This window comes from Actibacterium mucosum KCTC 23349 (genome assembly GCF_000647975.1).
GTDB classification, from domain to species: Bacteria; Pseudomonadota; Alphaproteobacteria; order Rhodobacterales; family Rhodobacteraceae; genus Actibacterium; species Actibacterium mucosum.
Genome location: NZ_JFKE01000006.1, coordinates 31,074 through 56,280 on the forward strand (window position 1 = coordinate 31,074; position 25,207 = coordinate 56,280).

The 25,207-nt window shown below is 59.5% G+C and carries 21 protein-coding genes; 8 read left to right on the top strand and 13 right to left on the bottom strand.

Features of this window, described 5'->3' with window-relative positions; genetic code table 11:
* Positions 1–88 precede the first annotated feature (88 nt).
* The 3 genes from ACMU_RS14100 to ACMU_RS14110 are packed head-to-tail and all read left to right on the top strand — an operon-like array spanning position 89 to position 3,122.
* Complete coding sequence (locus ACMU_RS14100; protein ID WP_035260764.1) at positions 89–754, top strand: response regulator transcription factor; 666 nt, start codon at positions 89–91, stop codon at positions 752–754.
* 47 nt (positions 755–801) lie between these two features.
* The gene (locus tag ACMU_RS14105; RefSeq protein WP_236626271.1) at positions 802–2,121 is read left to right on the top strand and encodes a sensor histidine kinase; all 1,320 of its coding nucleotides are present in this window, start codon (positions 802–804) and stop codon (positions 2,119–2,121) included.
* Complete coding sequence (locus tag ACMU_RS14110) at positions 2,094–3,122, top strand: ABC transporter substrate-binding protein (protein ID WP_035260768.1); 1,029 nt, start codon at positions 2,094–2,096, stop codon at positions 3,120–3,122. The genes ACMU_RS14105 and ACMU_RS14110 overlap by 28 nt, the downstream gene beginning before the upstream one ends.
* A gap of 2 nt (positions 3,123–3,124) precedes the next feature.
* Here the strand turns inward: ACMU_RS14110 and ACMU_RS14115 are convergent, their stop codons facing one another.
* Together ACMU_RS14115 and ACMU_RS14120 are read right to left on the bottom strand one after the other, a co-directional pair.
* Positions 3,125–4,066 carry a D-2-hydroxyacid dehydrogenase gene (locus tag ACMU_RS14115; RefSeq protein ID WP_035260771.1) on the bottom strand — a complete coding sequence of 314 codons (942 nt, stop codon included), beginning with the start codon at positions 4,064–4,066 and terminating at the stop codon, positions 3,125–3,127.
* A gap of 24 nt (positions 4,067–4,090) precedes the next feature.
* Positions 4,091–5,152 carry a tartrate dehydrogenase gene (locus tag ACMU_RS14120; RefSeq protein ID WP_035260773.1) on the bottom strand — a complete coding sequence of 354 codons (1,062 nt, stop codon included), beginning with the start codon at positions 5,150–5,152 and terminating at the stop codon, positions 4,091–4,093.
* Positions 5,153–5,322: 170 nt separating this feature from the next.
* Between ACMU_RS14120 and ACMU_RS14125 the strand changes: the two genes are divergently transcribed.
* Positions 5,323–5,964, top strand: a complete 642-nt coding sequence (locus ACMU_RS14125) for a ThuA domain-containing protein (RefSeq protein WP_035260775.1) — start codon at positions 5,323–5,325, stop codon at positions 5,962–5,964.
* 72 nt (positions 5,965–6,036) lie between these two features.
* Here the strand turns inward: ACMU_RS14125 and ACMU_RS14130 are convergent, their stop codons facing one another.
* The 6 genes from ACMU_RS14130 to ACMU_RS14155 form a co-directional block, all read right to left on the bottom strand.
* Positions 6,037–7,173, bottom strand: coding sequence for a Gfo/Idh/MocA family protein (locus ACMU_RS14130; protein ID WP_035260777.1), 1,137 nt, complete (start codon positions 7,171–7,173; stop codon positions 6,037–6,039).
* 57 nt (positions 7,174–7,230) lie between these two features.
* On the bottom strand, positions 7,231–8,280 hold the full coding sequence (locus ACMU_RS14135) for an ABC transporter ATP-binding protein (protein ID WP_035260779.1): 1,050 nt from the start codon (positions 8,278–8,280) through the stop codon (positions 7,231–7,233).
* A gap of 11 nt (positions 8,281–8,291) precedes the next feature.
* On the bottom strand, positions 8,292–9,149 hold the full coding sequence (locus ACMU_RS14140) for a carbohydrate ABC transporter permease (protein WP_051588356.1): 858 nt from the start codon (positions 9,147–9,149) through the stop codon (positions 8,292–8,294).
* Entirely contained in the window at positions 9,139–10,077 is a 939-nt protein-coding gene (locus ACMU_RS14145) for a carbohydrate ABC transporter permease (protein WP_051588357.1), read from the bottom strand. Before ACMU_RS14145 ends, ACMU_RS14140 begins: the two co-directional genes overlap by 11 nt.
* Before the next feature lie 89 nt (positions 10,078–10,166).
* Positions 10,167–11,426, bottom strand: coding sequence for an ABC transporter substrate-binding protein (locus tag ACMU_RS14150; protein ID WP_035260781.1), 1,260 nt, complete (start codon positions 11,424–11,426; stop codon positions 10,167–10,169).
* A gap of 170 nt (positions 11,427–11,596) precedes the next feature.
* The gene (locus ACMU_RS14155; protein WP_236626272.1) at positions 11,597–13,288 is read right to left on the bottom strand and encodes a dihydroxy-acid dehydratase; all 1,692 of its coding nucleotides are present in this window, start codon (positions 13,286–13,288) and stop codon (positions 11,597–11,599) included.
* Between the two features lie 219 nt (positions 13,289–13,507).
* On the opposite strand from ACMU_RS14155, the gene ACMU_RS14160 reads away from it, so the two are divergent.
* The 4 genes from ACMU_RS14160 (at position 13,508) to ACMU_RS14175 (ending at position 19,728) form a co-directional block, all read left to right on the top strand.
* A complete protein-coding gene (locus ACMU_RS14160) occupies positions 13,508–14,566 on the top strand; it encodes a sugar phosphate isomerase/epimerase family protein (protein WP_035260785.1) in 1,059 nt (352 codons plus the stop codon).
* A gap of 3 nt (positions 14,567–14,569) precedes the next feature.
* The gene (locus ACMU_RS14165) at positions 14,570–15,745 is read left to right on the top strand and encodes a Gfo/Idh/MocA family protein (RefSeq protein WP_035260786.1); all 1,176 of its coding nucleotides are present in this window, start codon (positions 14,570–14,572) and stop codon (positions 15,743–15,745) included.
* A gap of 18 nt (positions 15,746–15,763) precedes the next feature.
* Positions 15,764–16,663, top strand: a complete 900-nt coding sequence (locus tag ACMU_RS14170; RefSeq protein WP_152544629.1) for an NAD(P)-dependent oxidoreductase — start codon at positions 15,764–15,766, stop codon at positions 16,661–16,663.
* Between the two features lie 269 nt (positions 16,664–16,932).
* Positions 16,933–19,728, top strand: a complete 2,796-nt coding sequence (locus ACMU_RS14175; RefSeq protein WP_035260790.1) for a right-handed parallel beta-helix repeat-containing protein — start codon at positions 16,933–16,935, stop codon at positions 19,726–19,728.
* Positions 19,729–19,838: 110 nt separating this feature from the next.
* Here ACMU_RS14175 and ACMU_RS14180 read toward each other — a convergent pair whose 3' ends face one another.
* The 5 genes from ACMU_RS14180 to ACMU_RS14200 all read right to left on the bottom strand — a co-directional run bounded on the left by ACMU_RS14180 (position 19,839) and on the right by ACMU_RS14200 (position 25,135).
* The gene (locus ACMU_RS14180; protein ID WP_035260792.1) at positions 19,839–20,291 is read right to left on the bottom strand and encodes an Hsp20 family protein; all 453 of its coding nucleotides are present in this window, start codon (positions 20,289–20,291) and stop codon (positions 19,839–19,841) included.
* Positions 20,292–20,416: 125 nt separating this feature from the next.
* Positions 20,417–21,208, bottom strand: a complete 792-nt coding sequence (locus tag ACMU_RS14185; RefSeq protein WP_035261086.1) for a trypsin-like serine peptidase — start codon at positions 21,206–21,208, stop codon at positions 20,417–20,419.
* Between the two features lie 78 nt (positions 21,209–21,286).
* On the bottom strand, positions 21,287–22,576 hold the full coding sequence (glcF, locus tag ACMU_RS14190) for a glycolate oxidase subunit GlcF (RefSeq protein WP_035260794.1): 1,290 nt from the start codon (positions 22,574–22,576) through the stop codon (positions 21,287–21,289).
* On the bottom strand, positions 22,576–23,667 hold the full coding sequence (gene glcE / locus ACMU_RS14195; protein ID WP_035260795.1) for a glycolate oxidase subunit GlcE: 1,092 nt from the start codon (positions 23,665–23,667) through the stop codon (positions 22,576–22,578). Before glcE ends, glcF begins: the two co-directional genes overlap by 1 nt.
* Before the next feature lie 34 nt (positions 23,668–23,701).
* A complete protein-coding gene (locus ACMU_RS14200; protein ID WP_035260796.1) occupies positions 23,702–25,135 on the bottom strand; it encodes an FAD-linked oxidase C-terminal domain-containing protein in 1,434 nt (477 codons plus the stop codon).
* Positions 25,136–25,207: the final 72 nt, after the last annotated feature.

Below are 25,207 nucleotides of genomic sequence, written 5' to 3' on the forward strand. Positions count from 1 at the left end.
CGTTTGACATGGCGGGTTTGCCCGCTCATGCTTTCAGCAGAACGCCGAAACCTGACACCAACCTGTCACGTCGCAAATTAGGGGGCGCATGCGGTTCCTGCTGATCGAGGACAACCTGAAACTGGCCCACGCCGTGGTCGAGCGGTTGCAGCTGGATGGCCACGCGGTGGACCACGCCGAAACGCTGGACGCCGCCAACGCCTGCCTGGACGTGGCGGATTACGATTTGATTTTGCTGGATATTATGCTGCCCGACGGCGATGGCCGCGACTTTCTGGACCGTCAGCGCCGCGCCGCCCGCCGCACCCCGGTGATCGTGATCACGGCCCGGTCGGCGGTGTCTGACAGGGTGGGCCTGCTGGACCTTGGCGCCGATGATTTCATCACCAAACCCTTCGATTTTTCCGAGCTCGAGGCGCGCTGCCGCGCCGTTCTGCGCCGTCAGGGCGGGGCGGCCGACAACCGCAAAACCTATCAGGGCGCGACACTTGATTCGACCGCCGGCGCACTACTTTTTGGTGGGCGCAACATCGCCTTACGCAACCGCGAGCTGCGCCTGTTGGAAATTTTCTTCGCCGCCCCGGGACAGGTTTTCTCGAAATCGCATCTGATGGACCGGCTGTTTTCCTTGTCGGATGAGGCCAGCGAAAACGCGATCGAAGTTTATGTCGGGCGCCTTCGCAAGCGGCTGGAAGGGTCCGGTGCGCGCATAGAGACAGTGCGCGGCCTTGGATATCGAATGGTGGCCGTGTGAGGGTGCATCCGTCGATCCGGCGAAGACTTTTTCTGCAATTGTCAGTCGTGGCGGCGATCCTGTCGCTGGCCTTTTTCCTTGTCTTGCGCAGTGTGGCAGAACGCGCTGCGGAAGGCACACAGGATGACATTCTTGCCGCATCTGCGACCGCCATCGCCGACAGCCTGCGCAGTGAAAACGCCGCGGTCACGTTGGACCTGCCCTATTCCGCGCTGTCAATGCTGGGTACTGTTAGCGAAGACCGAGTGTTTTATCGCGTTGCGGTCGATGGCCGAACACTGACCGGTTACAACGACCTGCCCGACCCGCCGCGTCTTGGTCGGCCCGGCGAAGCCGCGTTTCACACCCACGATTATCGCGGGGAAGAGGTGCGCATGGTTGCCGTCACCCGCCGTGTCGGCAGCTTGAATAATACGGCGCAGGCGGTGATCACCGTGGCGCAGACCCGTCAGGGTCTGGCGGCCATTTCGCAACGCATTACCGCGACGGCAACCGCTGTTGGAACCGGGTTTTTCCTGCTGGCTACTGCACTCAGCCTCTTTGCGGCGGGGTCTGCCCTTCGACCCATCGATCGGTTGACCGGCGCCGTCACGCGTCGTGGCCCAAAGGATCTGCGTCCCGTAACCGCCAAGGCTCCAACCGAACTGGTGCCTTTGGTGGACGCTTTGAACAGCTTCATGGCGCGCCTCCGCGCCTCATTGTTGCGGACCGAGGATTTTATCGCCGAGGCTGCCCACCGTGTGCGCACGCCACTGGCGACGGTGCGTGCACAGGCCGAAGTGACCCATCGTAAGCTGAACAAACCCGAGCATAAGCAGGCCATCCGCGAAATGATCCGCGCCATCGACGAAAGCTCGCGCTCGGCCGGGCAGATGTTGGACCACGCGATGGTGACTTTTCGCACCGACAGCCTTGCGCGCGAAGATGTGGAGTTGAGACAGTTGGTTACCGAAACCTGCGACCGCCTTAGCCCCACTGCTGGTCTAAAGGACATCGCCCTGCAACGCGATTTGCCGCCTGACGACCTGCATATGAAAGCGGACAAGATTTTGCTTCAGGCCGCGTTGTTGAACATCCTGGACAACGCCATAAAATACTCGCCCGAGGACAGTGATATCACCGTGTCCCTGACCCGGGAAGACGCGCTGACCCTTTCCGTTGCGGACCAAGGGCGCGGTTTTGCAGACATGGATCTGGACCGCCTGATGAACCGCTACGAGCGTGGCGCAAATGTGCATGATGTTGTGGGCTCGGGCCTTGGGCTGACCATCGCGCAGGACGTTGCGCGCGCCCATGGCGGTACGTTGTCTATTGCCACGAACGACGGAGGGTCCGGCGCATGCGTCTCGCTTATCTTGCCGCTTTGATCACCTGGATGCCCTTGGCGGCACCAGCGTTCGAGGTTGAGGAACAGCTGCGGTATTCTGCGCCAGACGAAAGGTCGGTCTTGCGCGTAATATCCACCGCAGACCGCGCCGCGTTTGAACCAATTATCGAGGCGTTTCAAAGATCTAGCCCCAGCGTTACCGTTGAATATACCATAACTGGCACCACCGACCTGATGCAGGCCATCGGTACCGATGGCGCAGTGTTTGACCTGGCCATTTCGTCGGCAATGGACCTACAGACCAAGCTGGCCAATGACGGGTTTGCGCGCAGCTATGCGGGGGCAGATTTGGACGGTCTGCCGGAGTGGGCCAGCTGGCGCGACCAGGTATTTGCCTTCACGCAGGAACCCGCGGTTCTGGTGATTTCCACGGCCGACTTCCCGCCCGGTTCAGCCCCGCAAACCCGCGATGACCTTATTGCCATCCTGCGCGCTGATCCCGAGCGGTTCCGCGGCCGCGTGGGTACCTACGACATCCGCCGGTCTGGGTTTGGGTACCTGATGGCGACCCAGGACAGCAGAAACAGTGGCGCGTTTTGGCGGTTGATGGAGGTCATGGGACGGCTGGAGACCAAGCTATATTGCTGCTCCGGCGCCATGATCCAGGATGTCGCCGAAGGCGAACTGGCCTTGGCCTACAACGTGCTTGGCAGCTATGCCCGCGCGCAAGCAGCACAGATTGATGGTTTCGAAATCGTCGAGTTCGATGATTTCGTCAACGTCATGCTGCGTACTGCCCTGATTCCGTCGACGGCTCAAAACGAAGTGGATGCGCGTCGTTTCATCGATTTCCTGATCGCATTCCGAAATCGGCCTGATCTTGTTGATGCCTCGGGACTGCCAGCGATATCTACAAACGCGCTGCAAACCAATTCAGCCCTGCGCCCGATACGTTTCGGGCCAGGGCTGCTGGTTTTTCTCGATCAGCTTCGACGAAGCAACTTTCTGCGCAACTGGGAGAGCTCCGTTGTGCAGAACTAGGGTCAGTACCAGTGTTCCTTGTTCACAAGGTTGAACAATTCTTCGCCCGCCAGAAACCGGCGCAGGTTTTCGCAAAAGATATCAACCGACCGGAGCGGTGTTTCGACGGCACTCGCACCACTGTGGGGTGTGATGATCGTGTTGGGCAGGTCCCAGAAAGGGCTGTCTTTGGGCAGCGGCTCGACACTATGTGCATCTAAACCTGCACCGGCGATCTTTTGGTTTTGCAAAGCGTCCAGCAACGCCGAATCCTCGGCAATCGCGCCGCGTGAGAAACAGACATAGAATGCGGTCGGCTTCATCGCTGCAAACGATGCATGATTGATCATGCCGCGGGTTTGGTCGTTGAGCGGCGCAGTGACAACGACATAGTCACACTCGGCCAGCATTTCGTTAAGTGCCTCGGGTGGATAGATTTTTTCGACATTCGGCACAGCTTTTTGCGTACGACGCGTGGCCAGAACGCGCATGTGAAACGCGGCGGCCTTGCCGGCCAGGTCCTGGCCGGAATGGCCCAAACCGATGATGCCCAACGTTTTGCCCTTCAGTTCGTGGAACTCGTAGGTGTCCCACTCCTTTGCGTCCTGCGCGCGCAGCCATCGGCGCATGTCACGGGCCAGCATCAGCATCAATAGGATTGCGTGTTCGGCCAAAGGCACGGCGCCATTCCCCTTAGAACAAGTCAGCGGCACCGGGCTGGCTTGCATTTCAGGATACGCAAAACTGTTGGGTCCCGCCGACCACGAATGCACCCATTTCAGGTTCTTGGCCCGCACCAACGCTTCGGGCGAGATATGGCTTGCGACAATGTCGGCATGTTCAATCTCGGCCTCAAGCTCGGCCCGGGTTTGGAACCAACGGACAGTCGCATCCCCCGCAACCTCTTGAAAACGTGGCATATGGCGTTCGAACGTTGGGTCAAAATAGTTAATGAAAATATTCATGAGGTTGCGCCTTTCAAAAGAAGATCATGGGTTCAGCGCGGCGATCACCGCGTCGGTAACGGCTTGGGTGCTGGCATCGCCGCCAAGGTCGGGCGGCAGAACCTCACCATTTTTGAGAACCGCTTCGATGGCGTGCATCAGGTCTTCGGCTTCTTCCAACCTGCCTAAATGGCGCAACATCAAAACGATGGACCAAAACGTCCCGATAGGATTGGCAATACCTTTGCCAACAAGATCAAAAGCCGAACCGTGTATGGGTTCAAACATTGAGGGAGTTTTTAGGTCCGGATTTATATTGCCCGTCGGCGCAATTCCAATACTTCCGGCAAGGGCCGCGGCAAGATCGCTGAGGATATCCGCGTGCAGGTTACTGGCAACAATCGTGTCCAGACTTGCCGGGTCGCGAACCATACGAACGGTCATTGCATCAACCAGCATTCGGTCGGTTGTGACATCCGGATACTCAGGGCAGAGGGTTTCAAACACCTCGTCCCAAAGAACCATAGCATGGCGCTGTGCATTTGATTTTGTGACTAACGTCAGATGCTTACGTGGCCGGGCGGCGGCGGTTTCAAAGGCAAAACGCTGAATGCGCTCGCATCCAGCGCGGGTCATAACCGAAACGTCCATGCCCACTTCCAACGGCAGGTCTTGATGCACACGCCCGCCGACCCCAGAATACTCACCTTCCGAGTTTTCCCGGATTATGATCCAGTCCAAATCCTTGGAACTGACATCGGACAGCGGTGATTTCACCCCGTCCAAAAGCCGAATTGGGCGTGTATTTGCATATTGATCAAGGCCCTGGCAAATTGCCAGCCTTAGGCCCCATAGCGTTTTGTCATCAGACACACGAGGATCACCGGCAGATCCGAATAAAATTGCGTCATAAGGGCGCAATATATCCAAACCATTTTCTGGCATCATTTTGCCAGTTCTCAAAAAGAACTCGCTCCCCCAATCGAGATTAATGCACGAGAATTTTTCGAATTCTCCTAAGCTCTTCATTACCTGAAGGCCCGCAGACAGAACCTCGGGGCCGATGCCGTCCCCGGGAATCATGGCAATCTTAATGTCGTTCTTCATGGGGCCTCCTAACGGTGTAACTTTTTACCATTACGCCGGGCCGAATACTACCGATTCCACTTTCTTTTTTTCACCTTCTGAAGTAATATTGTTGCACGATGTCAGATATTTATAGGCGCGCCAGTCGGCTGATGCCCATTTGGCATTTTTGAAGAAATAGGAGAATTAAAGTGTCTGATGCACTTATTGCTTGGGGCGGCTGGGAAGGCCACGAACCCGAAAAATGCGCCACTATTGTAGAGGGCATTCTGAAAGAAGAAGGGCTGTCGGTAGATGTTGAAAACGGCGCTCAGGCTTTTGCTAATCCTGAGCTGAAAAACTACGACCTGATCGTTCCAATGATTACGCAGGATGAAATCGAAAAGGACACGGTATTGAACCTGGTGTCTGCCGTTGAATCCGGCGTTGGGCTGGCCGGGTTTCACGGCGGCATGGGGGACAGCTTCCGTTCGGCTGTTCAATACCAATTCATGGTCGGTGGTCAGTGGGTTTCACACCCCGGAAATATTATCGACTACAAAGTTAATGTAACTCGTCCAGACGATCCCATCATGGAGGGGATCAGCGATTTCGATTACCACTCGGAACAGTACTACATGCACGTTGACCCTTCCAACGAGGTGCTGGCGGAAACCACGTTCAGTGGCGAGCATGCCTATTGGATCGAAGGCACTAAAATGCCGGTGGTGTGGAAGCGGAAATATGGCAAAGCACGCGTGTTTTATTCGGCACTTGGCCATGTTGCTGCCGAGTTTGACGTTCCCGAAATGAAGACGATCCTGCGTCGCGGGATGATGTGGGCCAAGCGCTGACACCAACAATTTAACAATAAGAAAGCCGGCCAGTGCGCAACTGGCCGGCTTTTTTGTTAGGCGCGCGAAACCTTAAACGAACAATGCGGCGGCTTGTTCTTCTGTCATCAGATCTGGCTGCGCGACCGTGGTTTCAATCTTGGTTGGTCCATCTTCGGGATTGGCGTTCACAATTGCCAGCATAACGTCCAGAACATGCAGCGCCAGCGCCCCATTGGCGCGGTGCGGCCGGTTTTCCCGGATGGCCATCGCCATTTCGGCCACGCCGGCAGCGCGATAATTGGCGCGGTCGAATTCTTTGTTCAGCGGCCAGTTGTTCACGCCCATCGGCATTGCGCCGGTGTCGTGCACCGCCCAATCCTCGCGCCCGATGGCCACTTCGACATCGCCACCGAAATGGTTCGGATCGGGAACACGCAACGAACCTTTGGTACCGTGCAGCTCGATCGGGCGGTTGCCATGTTTCCAAACGTCGAAACTGGCGGCCGAGATGATCTGCGCCCCGTTTTCAAATTCCAGCAGCGAATGCAGGGTGGTCGGCGTGCTGACGGGCACCGTCTGATCCTTCATCGGGCCGTCCGACGTGACCAGCCGTTCCGAAAACGGCGCTGAATTGACCGAGCGAACCCGTGCCACCGGGCCGATCAGATTGATTAGAGCATTCAGGTAATAGGGCAGCATATCCATCACCGGACCACCGCCAGGCAAGTAATAGAACCCGGGGTTCGGGTGCCAATGTTCGTGGCCGTGGTTCATAATGGTGATCTGCCCCGACAGGATATCGCCCACCGTGCCATCGGCGATCAAGCCACGCGCAACCCGCGCCCCTGCCCCCAAAAACGTATCCGGCGCACAGCTGACGCGCAGACCCGCAGCATCAGCCTGATCCAGCATCGCCTTGGTCTCGGCGAAATCAACACCCAGCGGTTTTTCCGAATAGACATGTTTGCCGGCGCCGACGATCTGCGCCGAGACCTGCGCGTGCACATCCGGAATGGTCAGGTTCAGGATGATCTGAATGTCGTCGCGCGCCAGGATCTCGTCGACCGTATAGGCCGGCACGCCGTGTTCGTCGGCCTTGGCCTGTGCCGCGGCGGGCACAATGTCGGCCACGCCGCGCAGTTCCAGCCCCGCGCCTTTCGGCAGATTGTGCAGATAAATGCCCGAGATATTGCCGCAGCCAATAATCCCAACGCCAAATACTTCCATCCGTTTTCTCTCCAATTGGGCGGCGACGCGCCGCCCGTTTTACAGTTTCAGATCAAGTCAGAGCCGCAGACCCGTTTCAATGTCGAAGACATGACATTTCTCGGGGTCGGCGCCGATTTTCAAGGTGTCACCGGGTTGCGCGGCGATCCGTTCGTTAAAGAGACAGGTGAAATGCTCTCCGCCCATATCAGCCACGATCTGTGTTTCTGATCCGGTGGGTTCGGTCACGATCACCTTTGCGGCGACGTCTCCACCGGCCTCTACAAATTCGGGACGAACTCCAAAGGTACAGCGCTGCCCTTCGGTCACTTTGGCATCTGACGGCAACGCCCAGGAGGAGCCATTGGCAGCCTGAAACTTGCCGCCCTGTATCGTGCCATCCATAAAGTTCATCGCAGGTGATCCGATGAACCCGGCCACAAAGGTGTTGGCGGGGCGGTCATAAAGGTCCAGCGGCGCGCCGATCTGGCTGACCACGCCGGTATTCATCACCACGATGCGGTCAGCCATGGTCATGGCTTCGTCCTGATCGTGGGTTACATAGATCGTGGTGGTTTTCAGACGCTGGTGCAGCTCCTTGATCTCGGTCCGCATCGACAGGCGCAATTTCGCATCCAGGTTCGACAGCGGTTCGTCGAACAAGAACACCTGCGGTTCGCGCACGATGGCGCGGCCCATCGCAACCCGCTGACGCTGGCCGCCCGACAATTCGCGCGGGAAACGGTCCAGCAGTTGATCGAGGTTCAGGATCTTGGCCGCGCGTTCAACCTTGGCCTTGATCTCATCCGCCGGATCGCGGCGAATACGCAGCGAAAAGCCCATATTCTGACCCACCGTCATATGCGGGTACAGAGCATAGTTCTGAAACACCATCGCGATATCGCGCTGTTTGGGGGGCAGATAGTTCACGACGTCGCCGCCGATCCGCAGCTCGCCGCCCGTTATGGTTTCAAGCCCGGCGATCATCTGCAAAAGCGTGGATTTACCGCAACCAGAAGGGCCAACCAGAACCACGAACTCACCATCTGCAATGTCGACATTGATGTCGTTCAGCGCGTGGTACCCGCCATAGTATTTTTCGATATTTGTGATTTCGACAGTTGCCATTTCTTGGGCCCTTATCCTTTGACGGCGCCGGCGGTAAGGCCTGCGACGATGTATTTCTGCGTGGCGAGGAACACGACAATGGCCGGGATCACGGTCAGCGTGACAAAGGCCAGGATCAGGTGCCAATCGGTGGTGAACTCGCCCTGATACTCCATGATGCCCAGCGGCCAGGGATAGCGTTCCTCGGAATTCAGCAAGATCAGCGGCAGCACATACTGGTTCCAGCTGGCGACAAAGGCGATGATGCCCACCGTGGCCAGGATCGGCCGCGACAGCGGCAGCGTAATGTGCCAGAAGAACCGGATATAGCCGCAGCCATCCACCAGAGCCGCCGATAACAGCTCACGCGGTAGTTTCTCGAACATGTTGCGCATCAGCAGGATGCTCATCCCCAGCGAAAAGGCCGAGGTTGGCAGGATCACGCCCCAATAGGTGTTCAGCAGCCCCATGTCGCGCACCTTGACGAAAAGCGGCAGGATCGCGGTGGCGACCGGGAACAACAAGCCCACCATCAGATAGCCCACGATGAACTCTTTTCCGAAGAATTTCACATGGGCAAAGGTAAAGGCCGCCAGTGTCGAACACAGCAAGGTTACAAACACACTGATCGCCGAGATCAGCATCGAGTTGCCCATATAACGCCAGTAGTCGATCCCCAGCAGGATGTCGGTATACTGGTTCCAGTGCCACACCGTCGGCAGGCCAAACGGGTTGGTGCGCAGGTCAGCCGCCGATTTGAAACCGCCCAATGCGGTTGTAATCAGTGGGGCAATAATCAACAGCGTCACAAAGCCCAGCACCAGATACTTGTAGAGAAGGACAAAGTTCCACGGCTTGCGCAGCCCGGGATCAAGCGGTTCACTCTGCATCGCGGAAAAACCCTTTCTGATAGACGACGGCAAAGACCACGCAGATGATGAACAGGACGGTGCCGATGGCACTGCCAAAGCCCAGCTTGGCGCGAATGAAGCCGTGATTGTAAAGGTAGGTCACCATGGTTTGGGTGCTGTCGGACGGACCGCCCAGCGTCATGGGCATGATGATGTCGAACAATTGCAGCGAACCCAACACGGCAAAGAAGATCGACAGTTTCATGGTGGATTTCAGCAAGGGCAGCGTGACAAAGCGCAGCACCTGCCAGGCGCTGGCACCGTCGACGCGCGCCGCTCGGTAAAGGTCGCGGTCAATCGCCTGCAGGCCGGCGATGAACAGCATCATGTGAAACCCGAAGTACTTCCATACGATCACCGCCAGAATGGCGTACATCGCATAGTCTTGCTCGGCCAGGATGTAGAAAGCCGGAAGGTCGAACCATTCGGTGAACTTGGCGATAAAGCCCGTGTCACCGTCATAGACAAATCGCCAGATCAGACCGGCAACAATTTCGGCCAACACGTAAGGAAGGAAAAACAGCAGTCGGAAGATATTCCCGCCGGGAATCTTGTCGGCAAGGATGATGGCAAGTCCACAGGCGATCGGTAACTGAATGAACACCGAAACCAGGATCACCAGCATGTTGTTCCACAGCGCGGTCTTGAAAATATCGCGCGAGATCAGACGCTCGTAGTTGTAAAGCCCGCGATAGTCTTCCGGGGTGCCGAACCCGTTCCATTTGAACAGGCTGAAATAGGCGGCCTCGCCCATCGGCAGAACAACGAACAACGTAAACAGCAACAGCGCCGGCGGCAGGAACAAAGCAGCGGTGACCCAGCCTTCGCGGTTCAGCGCATTTGCCGGGCGCAGCGAGAACCCCTGACGCGGCGGCGAGATGGAATTGGGCGTTGGCGTGTCGGTCACGATCTGGCCTCGTTGTTATCTTGAGATTGCTGCAGGGCAAGGAGATTGGGGCTCCTTGCCCTGCAAACGGGGGTTGGGACACGCACCCGTTATCTGTCGAGCCAGGCGTCCTGGATCTCGGCCGCGGCATCTTCGGGCGACACGTTGCCTACGGCCAGTTCGGCCGCCATGTCGTTCACCACAAGGCCAACGTCCGGCCCAAGCATCTGATCATAGAAGATCTGGTGATAGGGCGAATTGGCGATGCGCGCCGAATGCTCGGACTGGAACGGATCGGCGATGGCCGCATCTGCACCACGGGCAACCGGGATGATCCAGCCACGCTTGGCCATGTCTTCCTGAACTTCGTTCGACAGGAAGTACTTCACGAAATCCACAGCCTCGGCCGGGGCCGATTTGTGGAACAGCCAGCCGTTGATGCCGCCCAGGGTTTCCTCGGCCGTACCAGCACCACCTTCAACCATCGGGAAGGGGAACCAACCCAGTTCATCATCGGTCAGACCAATGCCGTCTTTCGACTTGGACTTCTGACGGCCATAGAGCCACGACCCCATCAACTGCATTGCATGCTCGCCGTCACCCAGCGCGCCATACATGTTGTTTTGGTCGGCGGCAACAAAGCCCGGCTGGAACGGATCCAGATCAACCAGGCGCTTGAACTCCTGACCCGCGCGAATGTAGGTCTCGCCGGCAAAGCCGTCGCCAACCTCGTTCACCGCGTCAACAAAGCCCTGCTGACCGCCGATCCGCAGCATCAGGTGGGTGTAATAGAAATGGGTCGGCCATTTCTGCATGCCGCCCAGACCAATCGGCACCACGCCGGTGGCCTTCAGCTTTTCAACCGCAACCAGCAGGTCGTCCCAGGTTTTGATGTCCTCGGCCACAACACCGGCATCCGCGAACATCTGCTTGTTGTACCAAAAGCCAACGAGGTTCGCGAGGTACGGCGCACCCCAGATCTTGTCCTTATAGGTGAAGGCACCCACGGCGGCCTCGCCGAACGTGTCGGCCCAGCCATCGCCCATTTCGGCGGTGACATCGCGCAGGGTGCCGCTGTCAACCTGCGCCTGCATCACGCCGCCGCCCCAGCTGTAAAAGAAATGCGGCGCGTCGTTTGATTGCAGCAGCGTCGTCAGCTTGGCCTTGAACGACTGGCTTTCGATATGCTGAACCTCGATGGTCACGCCATCGGTACGGGCCGAATAATCTGCGGCCAGCTTGTCCCAGTATTCCCGTACCTCTTCGCTGCCTTGTTGGTGCAGCCACTTGACGACGACGTCTTCGGCAAAGGCGGCAGAACCCGCCAGCGCCACGGCCGCCGCCGCAACTGAAGTTACTAGATTACGCATCTTCTCTCCTCCATTGGTGCCGCATATCTGCGGCTCAGGTTTAGGGCCCACCCCCTCCTCCGGGGTCAGCGCCGGGTGCCAAGGCGGTTGTTGTTCACCGCTCCGGGCCATTCGAAATGCACATGTCCGCAGGGCGCTTTGATGTGCTTCGATGTCGTTCTCTGTTTCATTCACAAGCTCCGCGTCATTTCCGGCCGCGCGAAATCCAGATCACAGCCCAAATCGGCCTGCGTGACGGTTTCGCGGAACAGACGGGCATAGCCGCGGTCGTTCGGCGGTGCGGACGCGGGGCATTCGGCCAGTCGCGCGGCGATCTCTTCTTGGCTGAGTTGCAGGTTCAGGCTGCGCGCCGCCACGTCCAGTTCTATTACGTCCCCGCTGCGCACGGCGGCCAGAGGCCCGCCCACCGCCGCTTCGGGCGCCACATGCAGAACAATGGTGCCAAAGGCCGTGCCGCTCATCCGCGCGTCAGACAGGCGCACCATGTCGGTCACGCCCTGCCGGGCAAGCTTGCGCGGAATGGGCAGGTACCCGGCCTCGGGCATACCGCCGCCTCCAACCGGGCCGGCGTTTTTCAGTACCAAAATATCATCGGCTTCGACGTCCAGGTCCGGGTCGTCTATGCGTGCCGAAAGATCAGCCAACCCGTCGAACACAACCGCACGCCCTGAATGGCGCAGGAAATGCGCCGAAGCCGCAGCAGGTTTCATGACGGCACCGTTGGGGGCTAAATTGCCCTTCAACACGACCAATCCGCCGGGAGGCTGCAGAGGCGCGTTGAAGGGCCTTACAATGTTTTGGGGCCAGCTATCGGGGCCGGCTTCCATTTCTTCGCCCAGGCTGCGGCCAGTGATGGTGACGCAATCCCGGTTAAGCTGTGATGACAGTTCGTGCAGCAGGGGCAACAAGCCACCGGCGCGGTGCATGTCTTCCATGAAGTTCGCACCGGCAGGTTTGACATCAACCAGAACCGGCGTCTCGGTGCCCAGCCGGTTGATCGTGTCGTTACTGATTTCGATCCCAAGCCGACCGGCAATTGCAACGAGGTGGATCAACGCATTGGTCGAACCCCCGGCGGCCATAACCACGCGAAAGGCATTCTCGAATGCCTCAGGGGTCATTATCTGTTCCGGCAGCAACGGATTCAGCGCCAACTCGGCCGCACGCGCACCCGTTGCCTCGGCAACCCGCAAACGCTCTGCCGTAACGGCCGGGGCTGTTGAGCTGCCGGGCAGCATCATGCCCATCGCCTCAACTGCCAGCGCCATGGTGCTGGCGGTACCCATCACACCGCAAGTTCCGACGGTGGGCACCAACGCACGGCCCGCATCTTCGATCTCATCTTTAGATAGCTTTTCCGAGCGGTACTGCGCCCAGAAACGGCGGCAATCTGTGCACGCTCCTACACGAGTGCCGCGCCACGATCCGGCCTGCATCGGCCCGGTTACCAGACAAATGGCCGGCACCCCGGCACTGGCCGCCCCCATCAGCAATGCTGGCACGGTTTTGTCACAACCACCGATCAGGATCACGGCATCCATAGGCTGCGAACGGATCGACTCTTCAACCGCCATTGCCATCAGGTTGCGCAGAAACATAGAGGTCGGCGCGGCAAAGCTTTCGTGGATCGACATGGATGGAAATACGGCAGGAATCGCGCCACCCAGCAGAATACCGCGTTTGGTCGCTTCGATCAGGTTGTCCATGTTGCCATGACACGGGTTGAAGGCCGAGCCGGTATCGACAATGCCGACAATCGGGCGCTCGAGCGACTCATCCCCATAACCGGCGGCGCGGATAAAGGCTTTGCGCAGGAACAAGGCAAAGTCTTTGTCGCCATATTCGACGAGCCTGTTCCGCATTCCCTTCTGATCCGACATCCGGTCCCCATCCGTGTTGGTTGGCGCCGAGTATGTGTGGCGATTATCGGGAGGTCAAGAATATTATTAATAATAGATATTTCTTATTAATATCTTCACTTTCGGGGCAAAACCTGCTCTTTTTTGGCGAAAGAATCAGGGAATCACCCCAGTTTGGACGGGCCGGACGTCGAAACCGGCGAAAAAGGGAGAGAGAGGCTTATGCGTACGCTTAAGGGACCCGCGCTGTTTCTGGCGCAATTTGCCGGTGACGAGGCACCGTTCAACAGCTGGGGCGCGATCACGAAATGGGCCGCCGATTGCGGCTATAAGGGTGTTCAGGTGCCCAGCTGGGACGGTCGGCTGATCGACCTCGACCTCGCCGCCAGTTCCAAAGACTATTGTGACACCTTCAAGGGCGAGGCCGCCGAAAACGGGATCGAAGTGACCGAGCTGTCGACCCACCTGCAGGGGCAGCTGGTGGCTGTCCACCCCGCCTATGACACTGCGTTTGACGGTTTCGCCGCACCAGAAGTGCGCGGCAACCCCGCCGCGCGTCAGGCCTGGGCGGTGGATCAGGTCAAAAAGGCGCTGACCGCCAGCCGCAACATGGGGATCGGCGCGCATGTCACCTTTTCGGGCGCGCTGGCCTGGCCGTATGTCTATCCGTGGCCGCAACGGCCCGCGGGCCTGGTGGAAACCGCGTTTGACGAGTTGGCAGCGCGCTGGCAGCCGCTGTTGGATCATGCCGACGAGATGGGCGTGGATGTCTGTTATGAAATCCATCCCGGCGAGGATCTGCATGACGGCATCACCTTCGAGATGTTTCTTGAGCGGGTGAACAACCACGCCCGCGCCAACATGCTGTATGACCCGTCGCATTACGTGCTGCAGGCGCTGGACTATCTGGACAATATCGACATCTACCACGAGCGCATCAAGATGTTCCACGTCAAGGATGCCGAGCTGAACCCAACCGGGCGCCAGGGCGTCTATGGCGGTTACCAAAGCTGGGTGAACCGCGCCGGGCGCTTCCGCAGCCTGGGCGACGGGCAGGTCGATTTCGGCGCCGTATTCTCGAAGCTGACACAGTATGATTTCGACGGCTGGGCCGTGGTCGAATGGGAATGCGCGATGAAACATCCCGAAGACGGCGCCCGCGAAGGCGCGGCCTTTGTGCGCGACCATATCATCCGCGTCACCGAACACGCGTTCGACGATTTCGCCGACGGCGGCACCGATCAGGCCGCCAACCGCAAGATGCTTGGACTGGGAGAATAAGACATGGCAATCGAGGGCAGCGACGACAAATTCTCGGGCCGTATCCGGCTGGGTATGGTTGGCGGCGGGCGCGATGCGTTCATCGGCGCGGTGCATCGGATCGCGGCGCGGCTGGATGACCGGTATGAACTGGTGGCGGGGTGTTTTTCGTCGACGGCGGAAAAGTCTCAGGCCTCGGGCGCCGATCTGGGCCTGCCGACGGACCGCGTTTACGACGACTACACCGCCATGGCCAAGCGCGAGGCGCGGCTGAAGACCGGCATTCAGGCCGTGGCCATCGTCACGCCGAACCATGTTCACCTTGGCCCCGCGCGCGAGTTCCTGCGCCGTGGCATCCACGTGATCTGTGACAAGCCGCTGACGGCCACCCTGCCCGACGCGCGCAAGCTGGCCAAAGCGGCCGAGAAATCCGACGCGCTGTTTGTGCTGACGCATAACTACACCGGCTACCCGATGATCCGTCAGGCGCAGGCCATGGTGGCCGCTGGCGAGCTGGGCGAGATCCGCGTGGTACAGGTGGAATACCCGCAGGACTGGCTGGCCGAACCGCTGGAAGGCACCGGCCAGAAACAGGCCGATTGGCGCACCGATCCGGCGCGGTCCGGCGCGGGCGGGTCCACCGGCGATATCGGCACCCACGCCTACCACCTGGCGCGTTTCGTGACCGGCCTGCCGCTGGAGGCGCTCAGCGCAGACCTGCAATCCTTCGTCGAAGGGCGCCGAGTGGATGACAACGCCCACGTGATGCTGCGGTTCCAAAGTGGCGCGCGCGGTATGCTGTGGTCCAGCCAGGTCGCCACCGGCTATGACAACCGCCTGCGGCTGCGGGTCTTTGGGTCGAAAGGTGGCATCGAGTGGATGCAGGAAGACCCCAACACCCTGTGGTACAGCCCGCTGGGCGAGCCAACCCGCCGCCTGACCCGGTCGGGCGCGCATGTGGGCGAGGCCGCAAACCGGCTCAGCCGCATTCCGCCGGGCCATCCTGAGGGCTATCTGGAAGGGTTCGCAAATATCTATTCCGAGGCCGCCGATGCCATCCAGGCGCGCCTGACCGGCACCACACCCGACGCGGCCGTCGCCTATCCCGGCATCTCGGACGGGTTGGAGGGCGTGGCGTTCGTGAATGCCTGCGTCAAATCCAGCGCGGCCAACGCCAAATGGACGAAACTCGACCTTTAGAACGAACGGAACATCGACATGACGGACACCTCCGAACGCATCGGGTTCATCGGCGTTGGGCTGATGGGCCACGGCATGGCCAAGAACATCATCGACGGCGGCTATGGCCTGACCATTCTGGGCAATCGCAACCGTACACCGGTTGACGATCTGGTATCGCGCGGCGCGACCGAAGCGAAAAACCCGGCAGAGGTTGGTGCGGCCAGTGACATCGTGTTCCTATGCCTGCCCGGATCACCTCAGATCGAAGCAACAATCCGCGGCGAGAATGGATTGCGTGCAGGTTTGCAGGAGGGTTCGGTTGTCGTGGATTGCTCAACAGCCGATCCAACCTCAACCACGGCGCTCGCCGCCGAACTGGCACAGGACGGCATCACGCTGGTTGACGCCCCGCTTTCCCGCACGCCGAAAGAGGCGTGGGAGGGCACGCTGGACACGATGATCGGCGCGCCAGAGGCCGTGCTGGACCGCATCCGCCCGGTGGTGGATTGCTGGGCTGGTAAGATCGTGCATATCGGCGATGTGGGCGACGGGCACCGGATGAAGCTGCTGAACAATTTCATCTCGCTGGGCTATGCCGCGATCTATTCCGAGGCGCTGGCGCTTTCGGAAAAGGTGGGCATCTCCGCCGAACGATTCCACAATGTCATTGGCGGTGGTCGCATGGATTGCGGGTTCTACCAGACCTTCATGGAATGCGTGGTGGGCGGCAATCGCGAGGCGCATAAATTCACGCTGACCAATGCGCTGAAAGACCTGCGGTACCTGGAATCAATGGCCGACAACGCTGGCCTTGTGAACCCGCTGGGCAATGCATCCAAGAACAGTTTTGCCGCAGCGGTTGCCGGCGGCGCAAACGGGCCAGAGGACTATGTTCCACATCTGGCAGGGCATGTGGCCAAGCAGAACGGCCTCTGACGACAACCGCGCGGATGGTGCTTGGGGCGGCGGGTCAAGTATCCGCCGCCCTTCTTTGTCCAAGCCAAAATAGACAAGTTTTACTTAACAAAAATTCCCTCAGAGGGAATAAACAAACGGAAAACTTGGGAGTTTTCAAATTTTTCTTCCTTGACCGCGAATAAGGTCAATGGGCGGTGCGTAGGCTACATCGGGAAGGTGTCTGTTCGGTTTTATCGACACCGACTTGGGGGCCGAACGTCCAGAGGGACATTGATTTGGAGATTACCATGAACATGCAAATGGCGAGCCCGTTATTCGCCCAAACCGCCGCGCCCATTGTCGTGGACACCCCGCCGCAGACGCCAACGGCGCCGACGCAAACGGGAAGCACTCTGCGCGTTGCAACGGACGGCACCGGTGAATTCACCAGCATTCAAGCCGCCATCGATGCCGCGAACCCCGGCGATCGAATTGTCGTGTCTGCCGGCACTTATGCGGAATCCATTTCCATCACGGGCACCGATCTGACCCTTGTTGCCGATGGAGCTGTGACCCTGACCGGCGATGGCAGCCCGCATGGCGTCTATGTCAGTGGCAGTCAGATCCTGGTTCAGGGTTTTACCGTCAACGGCATTATGGACGAGGGTTATGATGGCTACAGCGGGTCAGGCTTTGTAATCGCGGGTCAAGACATCGCGTTGTTGAACAACGTTTCCCACAGCAACGCCGTAGCAGGTTTTCAGACGTTGGAGACCGCCGACGCGGTTCTTGTGGAAGGCGGCAGTGCGTATAACAACACCTCGTCCGGCGTGGCCCTTGGTGGCGGCACCAACCTGACCATCCGCAATGTGGAGCTGTATTCCACCGGCACCAATGGAGGACCCGATGGCAGCTTTCAGTATTTCGGTGTGTTGGCCGACAACTTGGGCGACCTGCGGACTGTCGATGGACAAATCACCTTTATCGAAGATCAGGCCCCGATGTCGCACATCCTGCTGGACGGGCTGAACGTGCATGATCATCCCGGTTACGGCATCCGTATCTCGGCCGAAAACGGCACGTTATCCACGCGGCCAAGTGGGCGGATTGACACGTTCGACTTCAGCCTCGTGAATTCGACCATCACCGACAATGGCTCGGATTTGTCCAGCTGGGTCGGGGGGCTCTACCATCTGGGCGGCGTTTTGTTGCAGCACATTAATGGTGGGCAAGTGTCCGGCAACGTCATGCAGGACAATTACACGTGGGGCATGGATGTCTATAACAGCTCGAACCTGCTGATTTCCGGCAACCTGATCACGGACAACAACCGTGGCGATGACACCCCGGATGTCACGATCCAGTCCGCCGGGTTGGAGATCAATGGTGGTCAGAACGTTACCATCACCGGCAATGTCGTTGCGGGCCACCATGCGGGGTTGTTCTCCAGCTGGATCCCGGACAGCGGTGACGACTTCACCAACGAATACGCCACTGCGACCCACACGATCCTGAACAATATCCTTTCAGGCAATGTCGAAGTCGACTTCGAAGTGATCCGCGATGACGTGATTGCCCGCGTGATCGAAGACAATCTGATTACTTTTATGCCGCAATGGCTGATCGACTATATTCGTGACGATATCGACCCGGCATTCGAAAGCGCCAACTCTCTGGGCCTGGACCCGTTATTCGCAGACCCAGCCAACGGCGACTATGGGTTTCAGCCCGGCAGCCCGGCACCGGCCATACTGGCCGACGCTCCCGGCGGGCCAATCACGCCGCCCGATCCCAACCCCGATCCAGGATTTGACATTGCCAACCCCCTTTTGGCGTGGCTGTGGGTTTTGTCCCCCGCCAGCGAGGACGCGCCGATCCTGCGCCTGCTGGTCCTGCGCCAGTTGTTGGAAGATGCAGCTGCTGCCGACGTCACGCCCCAGGACAATATGCAAACGCTGGCTCCTGGTGACGCACCCGATGAAATCCGGCAGTTCATCTTTGGGCACTCCCTGATGAACCATTTCTCGGACGGGGATGATCTGACCAACCACTCGGGTACCGCAACGCCGTATTGGATGGCACAATTCGCTGCTGCTGATCCAAACCATACCTATCAGATCGATGGGATGTTCGGACCATTTGAATCAGCCGAAGATCTGTTCCCGCAATGGGGGTTTGAAGGCGCAGAAAGCGTTTGGGACACTGAGTTTTCTTTTGCCAGCGTGGATTTCGATTCAGTCGTGATCACGCCGTTCAACTTCGTTCAGCAGCACCAGTCGCCACAAGACTTGTCACAATTCCTGCCCTTCATCGACACGGTCATGCAATTGGAACCGGGAATGACCGTTTACATCTACGAGGGCTGGGCCGACATGGCGCCCTTCATTGCCAGCTTCCCACCCACGATGGACGAGTTCATGAACTATGCAAACTACGCATTGGGGGACTACCAGGTCTGGATGGACGCGCATGTGGCTGCCTATCAGGCCGCCCGCCCCGAGGTGACGTTCGAGGCGATCCCGATCAACCAGGCGCTGATCGGCCTGCTGGTAGACCCCGAACTGGGCCTGCAGGGGGCCTTGTCTGGCGTGTCGATGACCGACCTGTTCGAAGATGACGCGCCGCACGGCACCGAAACGCTGTATTTCCTGGCCGCCGTGGCCATGTACAGCCACCAGTTTGGTGAACCTATCCCGTCCAACTACGTGATCCCACCCGAGGTGCACCCGCTGGTCGCTGCCAATATCGGTGCGATCTCGGACTTTATGTTCGAGGCCGTCACCGGTGATGCGCCTACTGATCCGATCCCTGACCCTGACCCGGGGTTCGAGATCGAGTTTCCGTTCCTTGCCCTGCTTTGGGCGCTTTCGGACGATGCAGAAGACATGCCTTTTCTGCGGTTCCTGGTGTTGCGCGAACTGTTCGGTGAAGACGCCTCGACAGACAGTTTTGAATTCGCAGAACTGGCAGAGGATCCGCTGACGGAAAACCTCGGCCTGGAAGTCTTCCAAACGGTGCCGGCTTTGCCAGAACCCACGCTGGACGTCGAACCATCTTCGTTCCTTTTGCCGGACGACGTTGCCGAAGACGTTCTGGTCTTTTGATACACATGAAGGGCGCGGGGGAGGTTCCGCGCCCTTCTTTCCCGCGTCTCACGGGGACCAAACGGCGCAGGGCCGAAGCCACTGCACCGCCGATGGAGCCGTAATTGGGCTTACTTGGCCGCCTTGCCTTCGATGGTCTTGGGGCCGTTGATCTCGATCCGGCGCGGTTTCAGCGCTTCGGGCACTTCGCGAACCAGATCGATGTGCAGCAGGCCGTTATCATGGGCCGCGCCGGTGACCTTCAGATGGTCGGCAAGGTGGAACCGACGCTCGAACGCGCGGGTGGCAATGCCACGATGCAGATAGTTGCGATCGGTCTTTTCCTCGGCCTTGCGGGCCGCGATGATCAGATCGTTTTGCTTTACATCCACCGCAAGCTCACCGGCGCCAAAGCCGGCCACGGCAACGGTGATGCGATACGCATCTTCACCGGTTTTTTCGATGTTGTAAGGCGGGTAAGACGGTTGGGCGGCGTCGGTGCGCAGCACCCGGTCAATCAAGTCTGCCACGCGGTCATAGCCGACGGTGGCACGGTATAGGGGCGAAAGGTCATAGTTTCGCATGGGTCACATCCTTCTCAAAGCAATGCTATATGTAGTGCCTTCCAATGCGGACAGGCGGTGTTTCCGGGCCCCATCTGGGCGCCCGATAACATAGATTTGGGAAGTGTTTGAGCGGTTTCAAGCCCTCAGGGGCGCAGGAATTTCGCTCCGCTGTTCCCGTTGCCATTCTTCAGCCCGAAACGGCGTACGGCCGGTTTGCCCGCTGGCTCCAAAACGCCAATCCCGGCAGACAATCGGCTTTTTAATGTGTCGATCGCACCCTGCACCGTCGCACCCAAGGCGATGGGTTTGGCGCTGACCTCTGCCTTGGCGGACACGATCGAGACGATTTGCGGAGCCGGCCCGCTGAGGTCAAAGATCGGTGCACCCGACGCGCCAAAATCCACGCTGCAATTCAGCATCAAGACACCAGGACGCCCTGCGAGCACATGGCAGATCTCTTGCAAAGACGGTGCTTCGGACCGGTTCAGGGCATACGACACCACGCCAACCTCAGCCCCTTTTCCAGGCCGTTTGCCAATGCCAAATGGTTGCACGCCGGGCAGGCGCACAGGGCGATCAAGCTCCAGCAACGCAAGGTCGTATCCCACCTTGTTAGAATGCGCGCCCGAGGTGAACTGGTACCGCGGATGCAGAACGGCGCGTTTGACCCCCCGATATGCCTCGGCGCGACCATTGCGCCATCCCGCCAGAAACTCCATCTGGTCCAGCGGTTGCCGGGCGCCGGTGTCCTTGTCGAACAGGCAATGCGCCGCGGTCAGAACAAGATCGGTATCAATCAGCGACCCGGTACAGAACGAGCTTTTGTTGATGTTCAACCGCCCTACCGACCGCCATGCCCGGCCTTCCTCGCCGGTTGAAAGCTCTTGCAAGGCCGCTTGGGCCAAAACCGGGGCTGTGGGGAAAAACCCCAACATCAGGGCCAGAACGATCGCGCGCAATTCGGGTGCCTCTTCGTCGAATTTCGACCGGCCTAGCACCCGGATGCGGCAGGATTAAGGCCGCGACAGCGCTGCGGGCTTTGGCCCGCCTGTCGCCCAGTCCAACAGTTCAACCGTATGCACAACCGGTACATTCGTTCCACCGCCGATCTGCATCATGCAGCCGATATTGCCCGCCGCGATCACCTGCGGTGCCTTCGCCTCTAACGTCCGCACCTTGCGGTCCTTCAGCTGTTTCGAGATCTCGGGCTGCATCAGATTATATGTCCCGGCCGAGCCGCAACACAGATGGCTGTCGGCGGGTTCCACCACCTCGAACCCGGCTTTTTTCAGCAGGGTCTTGGGGTGGGTCTTGATCTGCTGGCCATGCTGCAGCGAACAGGCCGCGTGATAGGCCACACGCATCTTGGTGGCCCCACCCTCGGGCAGGTCCAGCTGCATCAACAATTCGCTGATATCCATCGCCATTTCAGACACTTCGGCCGCATCCCCGGCCAGAGCCTCGTTGCGGAACATGTGCCCGTAATCCTTGACCGTTGTGCCGCAGCCCGAGGTGTTGATCACCACCGCGTCCAGCCCCGCGCCACGCTTTTCGGCCATCCATGCATTGATATTCTTCGCCGCGAAGCCGTGGCTGCTGTTGGTTTTGCCCATGTGATGAGTCAGTGCCCCGCAACAGCCCGCGCCCTTGGCCACCACCACGTCGCAGCCCAGCCGCCGCAACAGGCGGATCGTGGCATCGTTGATATCGGTGTTCAGCGCTTTCTGCGCGCAGCCGGTCATCAGCGCCACACGTTTGCGGCGCGGCCCGATGGCCGGAAACACCTGCGCATCGTCGTTGCGGCTGACGGGGGGGATATGCTTCGGCGCCATCTCGAGCATCGCCTTCAGCCGCGCATCGGGCATCAGAAAGGCAAAGGGCCGCCCGATCTTGGCGCCCAGCAGCGCCAGCCGGAACCGGGTGGGATAGGGCAGGATCTGCGACAGCATCCACCGCAGCGCCCTGTCCATGAACGGCCGGCGATAGGTCTGTTCGATATGCTCGCGCGCGTGGTCGACGAGGTGCATATAATGCACCCCCGACGGGCAGGTCGACATGCAAGCCAGGCAGCTGAGGCAGCGATCCACGTGCTTCACCGTCTTCTCATCGGCCGGCCGTCCGGTTTCCAGCATGTCCTTGATCATGTAGATCCGCCCGCGCGGGCTGTCCAACTCGTCGCCCAGCACCTGATAAGTCGGGCAAGTTGCGGTACAGAATCCGCAATGTACGCAAGACCGCAAGATCTCGTTGGATCGCTGAATGGCAGGGTTGGTCAACTGCTCGGGTGTAAAATTCGTCTGCATCAGCCCATGACTCCGGGGTTCAAAATGCCGCGCGGGTCAAACTGCGCCCGCAGCCCCGCGCTGATTGCGGCAAGGGATGCCGGTTCAGGGTGAAAGACGGGCAAATCGCGATCCGAGGCTCGGACGCGCGTCGCGTGACCGCCGGTCCCTACCATGGCTGCGCGTACATCTTTCCCCGGCACGGTCAACGCCCATATCAACCCTCCACCCCAGTCATAAAGCACTGACTTCACGCTTAGTTTTTCCACCAACTTCGGCGCATCCGAAGGTTTGACCGATATACGCCAAACATCGCCGTCTTGTGCCGCAAACGCCGTGACGTCGCGCACTTGTGCCCAAAGGTCGGCTTCGTCCACGCTGATCTCGCCAAATTCTTGCAGCAAATCCGTCAACTGTGCCGCGCGATAGAGGACAGAGTTTTCGAACCCCTCCAGCCTCAGCATCGTCATCTCACCGGGTAAATGCGCCGCACCGGACACTTCGAAAGGCGACCCCAGTGCCCGAGCCATTGCCTGCACCGCCACTGCGTCCGACAAGCCACGCACAACCACGTTCAGTTGCGCCGGGGTTGCGGGCAGCACCTTGAAAGACACCTCGGTCAGCACGCCAAGCGTGCCGTAAGACCCCGCCATCAGCTTCACCAGATCATAGCCGGTAACGTTCTTCATCACCCGGCCGCCGTTTTTGATCACGTCGCCACGGCCATCGACAAAACGCACCCCGATCAGGCTGTCGCGGCACGCCCCGGCCTGCATGCGCCGTGGCCCCGAGACGTTGGCGGCAACAACGCTACCAATGGTTGGTATCCCCTCGGTGCCCAACAGCGCCCTATGGTCCATCGGCTCAAACGGCAACCGCTGACCTTCCGCCGCCAGCGCGGCCTCGACCTCGGCCACGGGAGTGCCCGCCTTGGCCACAATCGTCAGCGCGCCGGGCTCGTACAGCTCGATCCCTGACATGCCCGCTGTCGACAAAACGTCGCCTGTAACCGCTTTCGCGAACCCGCGCGTGCCACCGCCAATCACGCGCAATGGCGCCTCGGCCCCGGCAATGACTTTGGCCAACTCTGTTTCACTTGAAACCGTAATCATCTTCCTGTCCGTCCAATTCTTCCGGTAAGAGGCATCAGCCCGCCCGGCGGCTTTCGGTATGCGCCAGGGGGAAAACCTTGGCAGGGTTCAGCAGCCAATTCGGATCAAAAACGTCTTTCACCCGCAGCTGCGCCTCCATATCCGTGTCCGTGTATTGGGTCGTCATCAGGTCGCGCTTCTCGATCCCGACCCCGTGCTCGCCGGTCAGACAGCCGCCAACCTCCACGCACAGCTTCAGGATCTCGGCCCCGAACGCCTCGCATTTCTCCAGATCGCCCGGCTTGTTGGCGTCAAACAGGATCAGCGGGTGCATGTTTCCGTCGCCAGCATGAAACACGTTGCCCACTTCCAGCCCGAACTCGGCCGACATCTCGCCAATACGCCGCAACACCAGCGGCAGCGCGCTTACCGGGATGGTGCCGTCCAGACACATGTAATCGTTGATCTGCCCCATCGCGCCAAAGGCCGATTTGCGGCCCAGCCAGATGCGCGCCGCCTCGTCGGCGCTCTGCGCTTCGCGCAGTTCCACCGGATTGTGCGTGCGCGCGATGTCCAGGATCAGCGCCAGCTGCGCGTCGATCTCGGCGTCCGAGCCCTCAACCTCGACGATCAGCAAAGCCTCGCAATCGGGATAGCCCGCACCGGCAAAGGCCTCTGTGGCGCGAATGCAGGGCCGGTCCATGAACTCGATCGCCACCGGCAGAACACCGGCGCGAATGATGTCGGACACACAGGCCCCGGCCACCTCGTTGCTGTCGAACCCGATCAGCACCGGCCGCGCGCCTTCGGGCTTGGGCAGGATGCGCAACGTTGCCTCGGTCACCACGCCCAGTTGCCCTTCGGAACCGCAGATCACCCCCAGCAGGTCCAGCCCGCCCGCATCCATATGCGCGCCGCCGATTTGAACCACCTCGCCCTCCATGGTCACCATGGTTACACCCAGCAGGTTGTTGGTGGTGACACCGTATTTCAGGCAATGCGCGCCGCCCGAGTTCATCGCGATATTGCCGGCAATGGCACAGGCCAACTGGCTGGACGGATCAGGAGCATAAAAGAACCCCTCCTCCTCGACGGCGCCGGTCACCGACAGGTTGGTGCGCCCCGACTGGACCCGGATGAACCGGTTGTCAAAATCGGTCTCCAGCACCTCGTTCAGCTTTGCAACGCCCAGGATAACGCTGTCGGCGGTCGGCAATGCCCCACCTGCCAGCGACGTGCCCGAGCCACGCGGCACAACCGGCACGCCCATCTCGTGGCAAATTCGCAGTACCGCCGCGACCTCGTCGGTCGAGGCTGGCAACACGGCGCAAAGCGGCGGACACTTATAGGCGGTCAACGCGTCACACTCATACGCGCGCGTTTCGGTCGGATCCGAAATCACAGCATCTGCAGGTAGAACCTCCTTCAAACGCGCGACAATTTCGGCTTTTCGCGACAGGATCGCGGCATTTGGATTCGGCATTTCCATGGTGGGACTCCAATCGATTGGTCATTTTTTATAACCAATTTTTTAGTTTTGCAACCGAAACCTGCCAGATAG

Coding starts and splice junctions, on each gene's coding strand:
- ACMU_RS14130 (WP_035260777.1), bottom strand. CDS start 7,173: ATGGAAGTATTTGGCGTTGGGATTATTGGCTGCGGCAATATCTCGGGC.
- ACMU_RS14185 (WP_035261086.1), bottom strand. CDS start 21,208: ATGTTGGGGTTTTTCCCCACAGCCCCGGTTTTGGCCCAAGCGGCCTTG.
- ACMU_RS14115 (WP_035260771.1), bottom strand. CDS start 4,066: ATGAATATTTTCATTAACTATTTTGACCCAACGTTCGAACGCCATATG.
- ACMU_RS14200 (WP_035260796.1), bottom strand. CDS start 25,135: ATGGAAATGCCGAATCCAAATGCCGCGATCCTGTCGCGAAAAGCCGAA.
- ACMU_RS14165 (WP_035260786.1), top strand. CDS start 14,570: ATGGCAATCGAGGGCAGCGACGACAAATTCTCGGGCCGTATCCGGCTG.
- ACMU_RS14180 (WP_035260792.1), bottom strand. CDS start 20,291: ATGCGAAACTATGACCTTTCGCCCCTATACCGTGCCACCGTCGGCTAT.
- ACMU_RS14135 (WP_035260779.1), bottom strand. CDS start 8,280: ATGGCAACTGTCGAAATCACAAATATCGAAAAATACTATGGCGGGTAC.
- ACMU_RS14155 (WP_236626272.1), bottom strand. CDS start 13,288: ATGCGGAACAGGCTCGTCGAATATGGCGACAAAGACTTTGCCTTGTTC.
- ACMU_RS14160 (WP_035260785.1), top strand. CDS start 13,508: ATGCGTACGCTTAAGGGACCCGCGCTGTTTCTGGCGCAATTTGCCGGT.
- glcE (WP_035260795.1), bottom strand. CDS start 23,667: ATGATTACGGTTTCAAGTGAAACAGAGTTGGCCAAAGTCATTGCCGGG.
- ACMU_RS14140 (WP_051588356.1), bottom strand. CDS start 9,149: ATGCAGAGTGAACCGCTTGATCCCGGGCTGCGCAAGCCGTGGAACTTT.
- ACMU_RS14170 (WP_152544629.1), top strand. CDS start 15,764: ATGACGGACACCTCCGAACGCATCGGGTTCATCGGCGTTGGGCTGATG.
- ACMU_RS14120 (WP_035260773.1), bottom strand. CDS start 5,152: ATGAAGAACGACATTAAGATTGCCATGATTCCCGGGGACGGCATCGGC.
- ACMU_RS14150 (WP_035260781.1), bottom strand. CDS start 11,426: ATGCGTAATCTAGTAACTTCAGTTGCGGCGGCGGCCGTGGCGCTGGCG.
- glcF (WP_035260794.1), bottom strand. CDS start 22,576: ATGCAGACGAATTTTACACCCGAGCAGTTGACCAACCCTGCCATTCAG.
- ACMU_RS14110 (WP_035260768.1), top strand. CDS start 2,094: ATGCGTCTCGCTTATCTTGCCGCTTTGATCACCTGGATGCCCTTGGCG.
- ACMU_RS14175 (WP_035260790.1), top strand. CDS start 16,933: ATGAACATGCAAATGGCGAGCCCGTTATTCGCCCAAACCGCCGCGCCC.
- ACMU_RS14100 (WP_035260764.1), top strand. CDS start 89: ATGCGGTTCCTGCTGATCGAGGACAACCTGAAACTGGCCCACGCCGTG.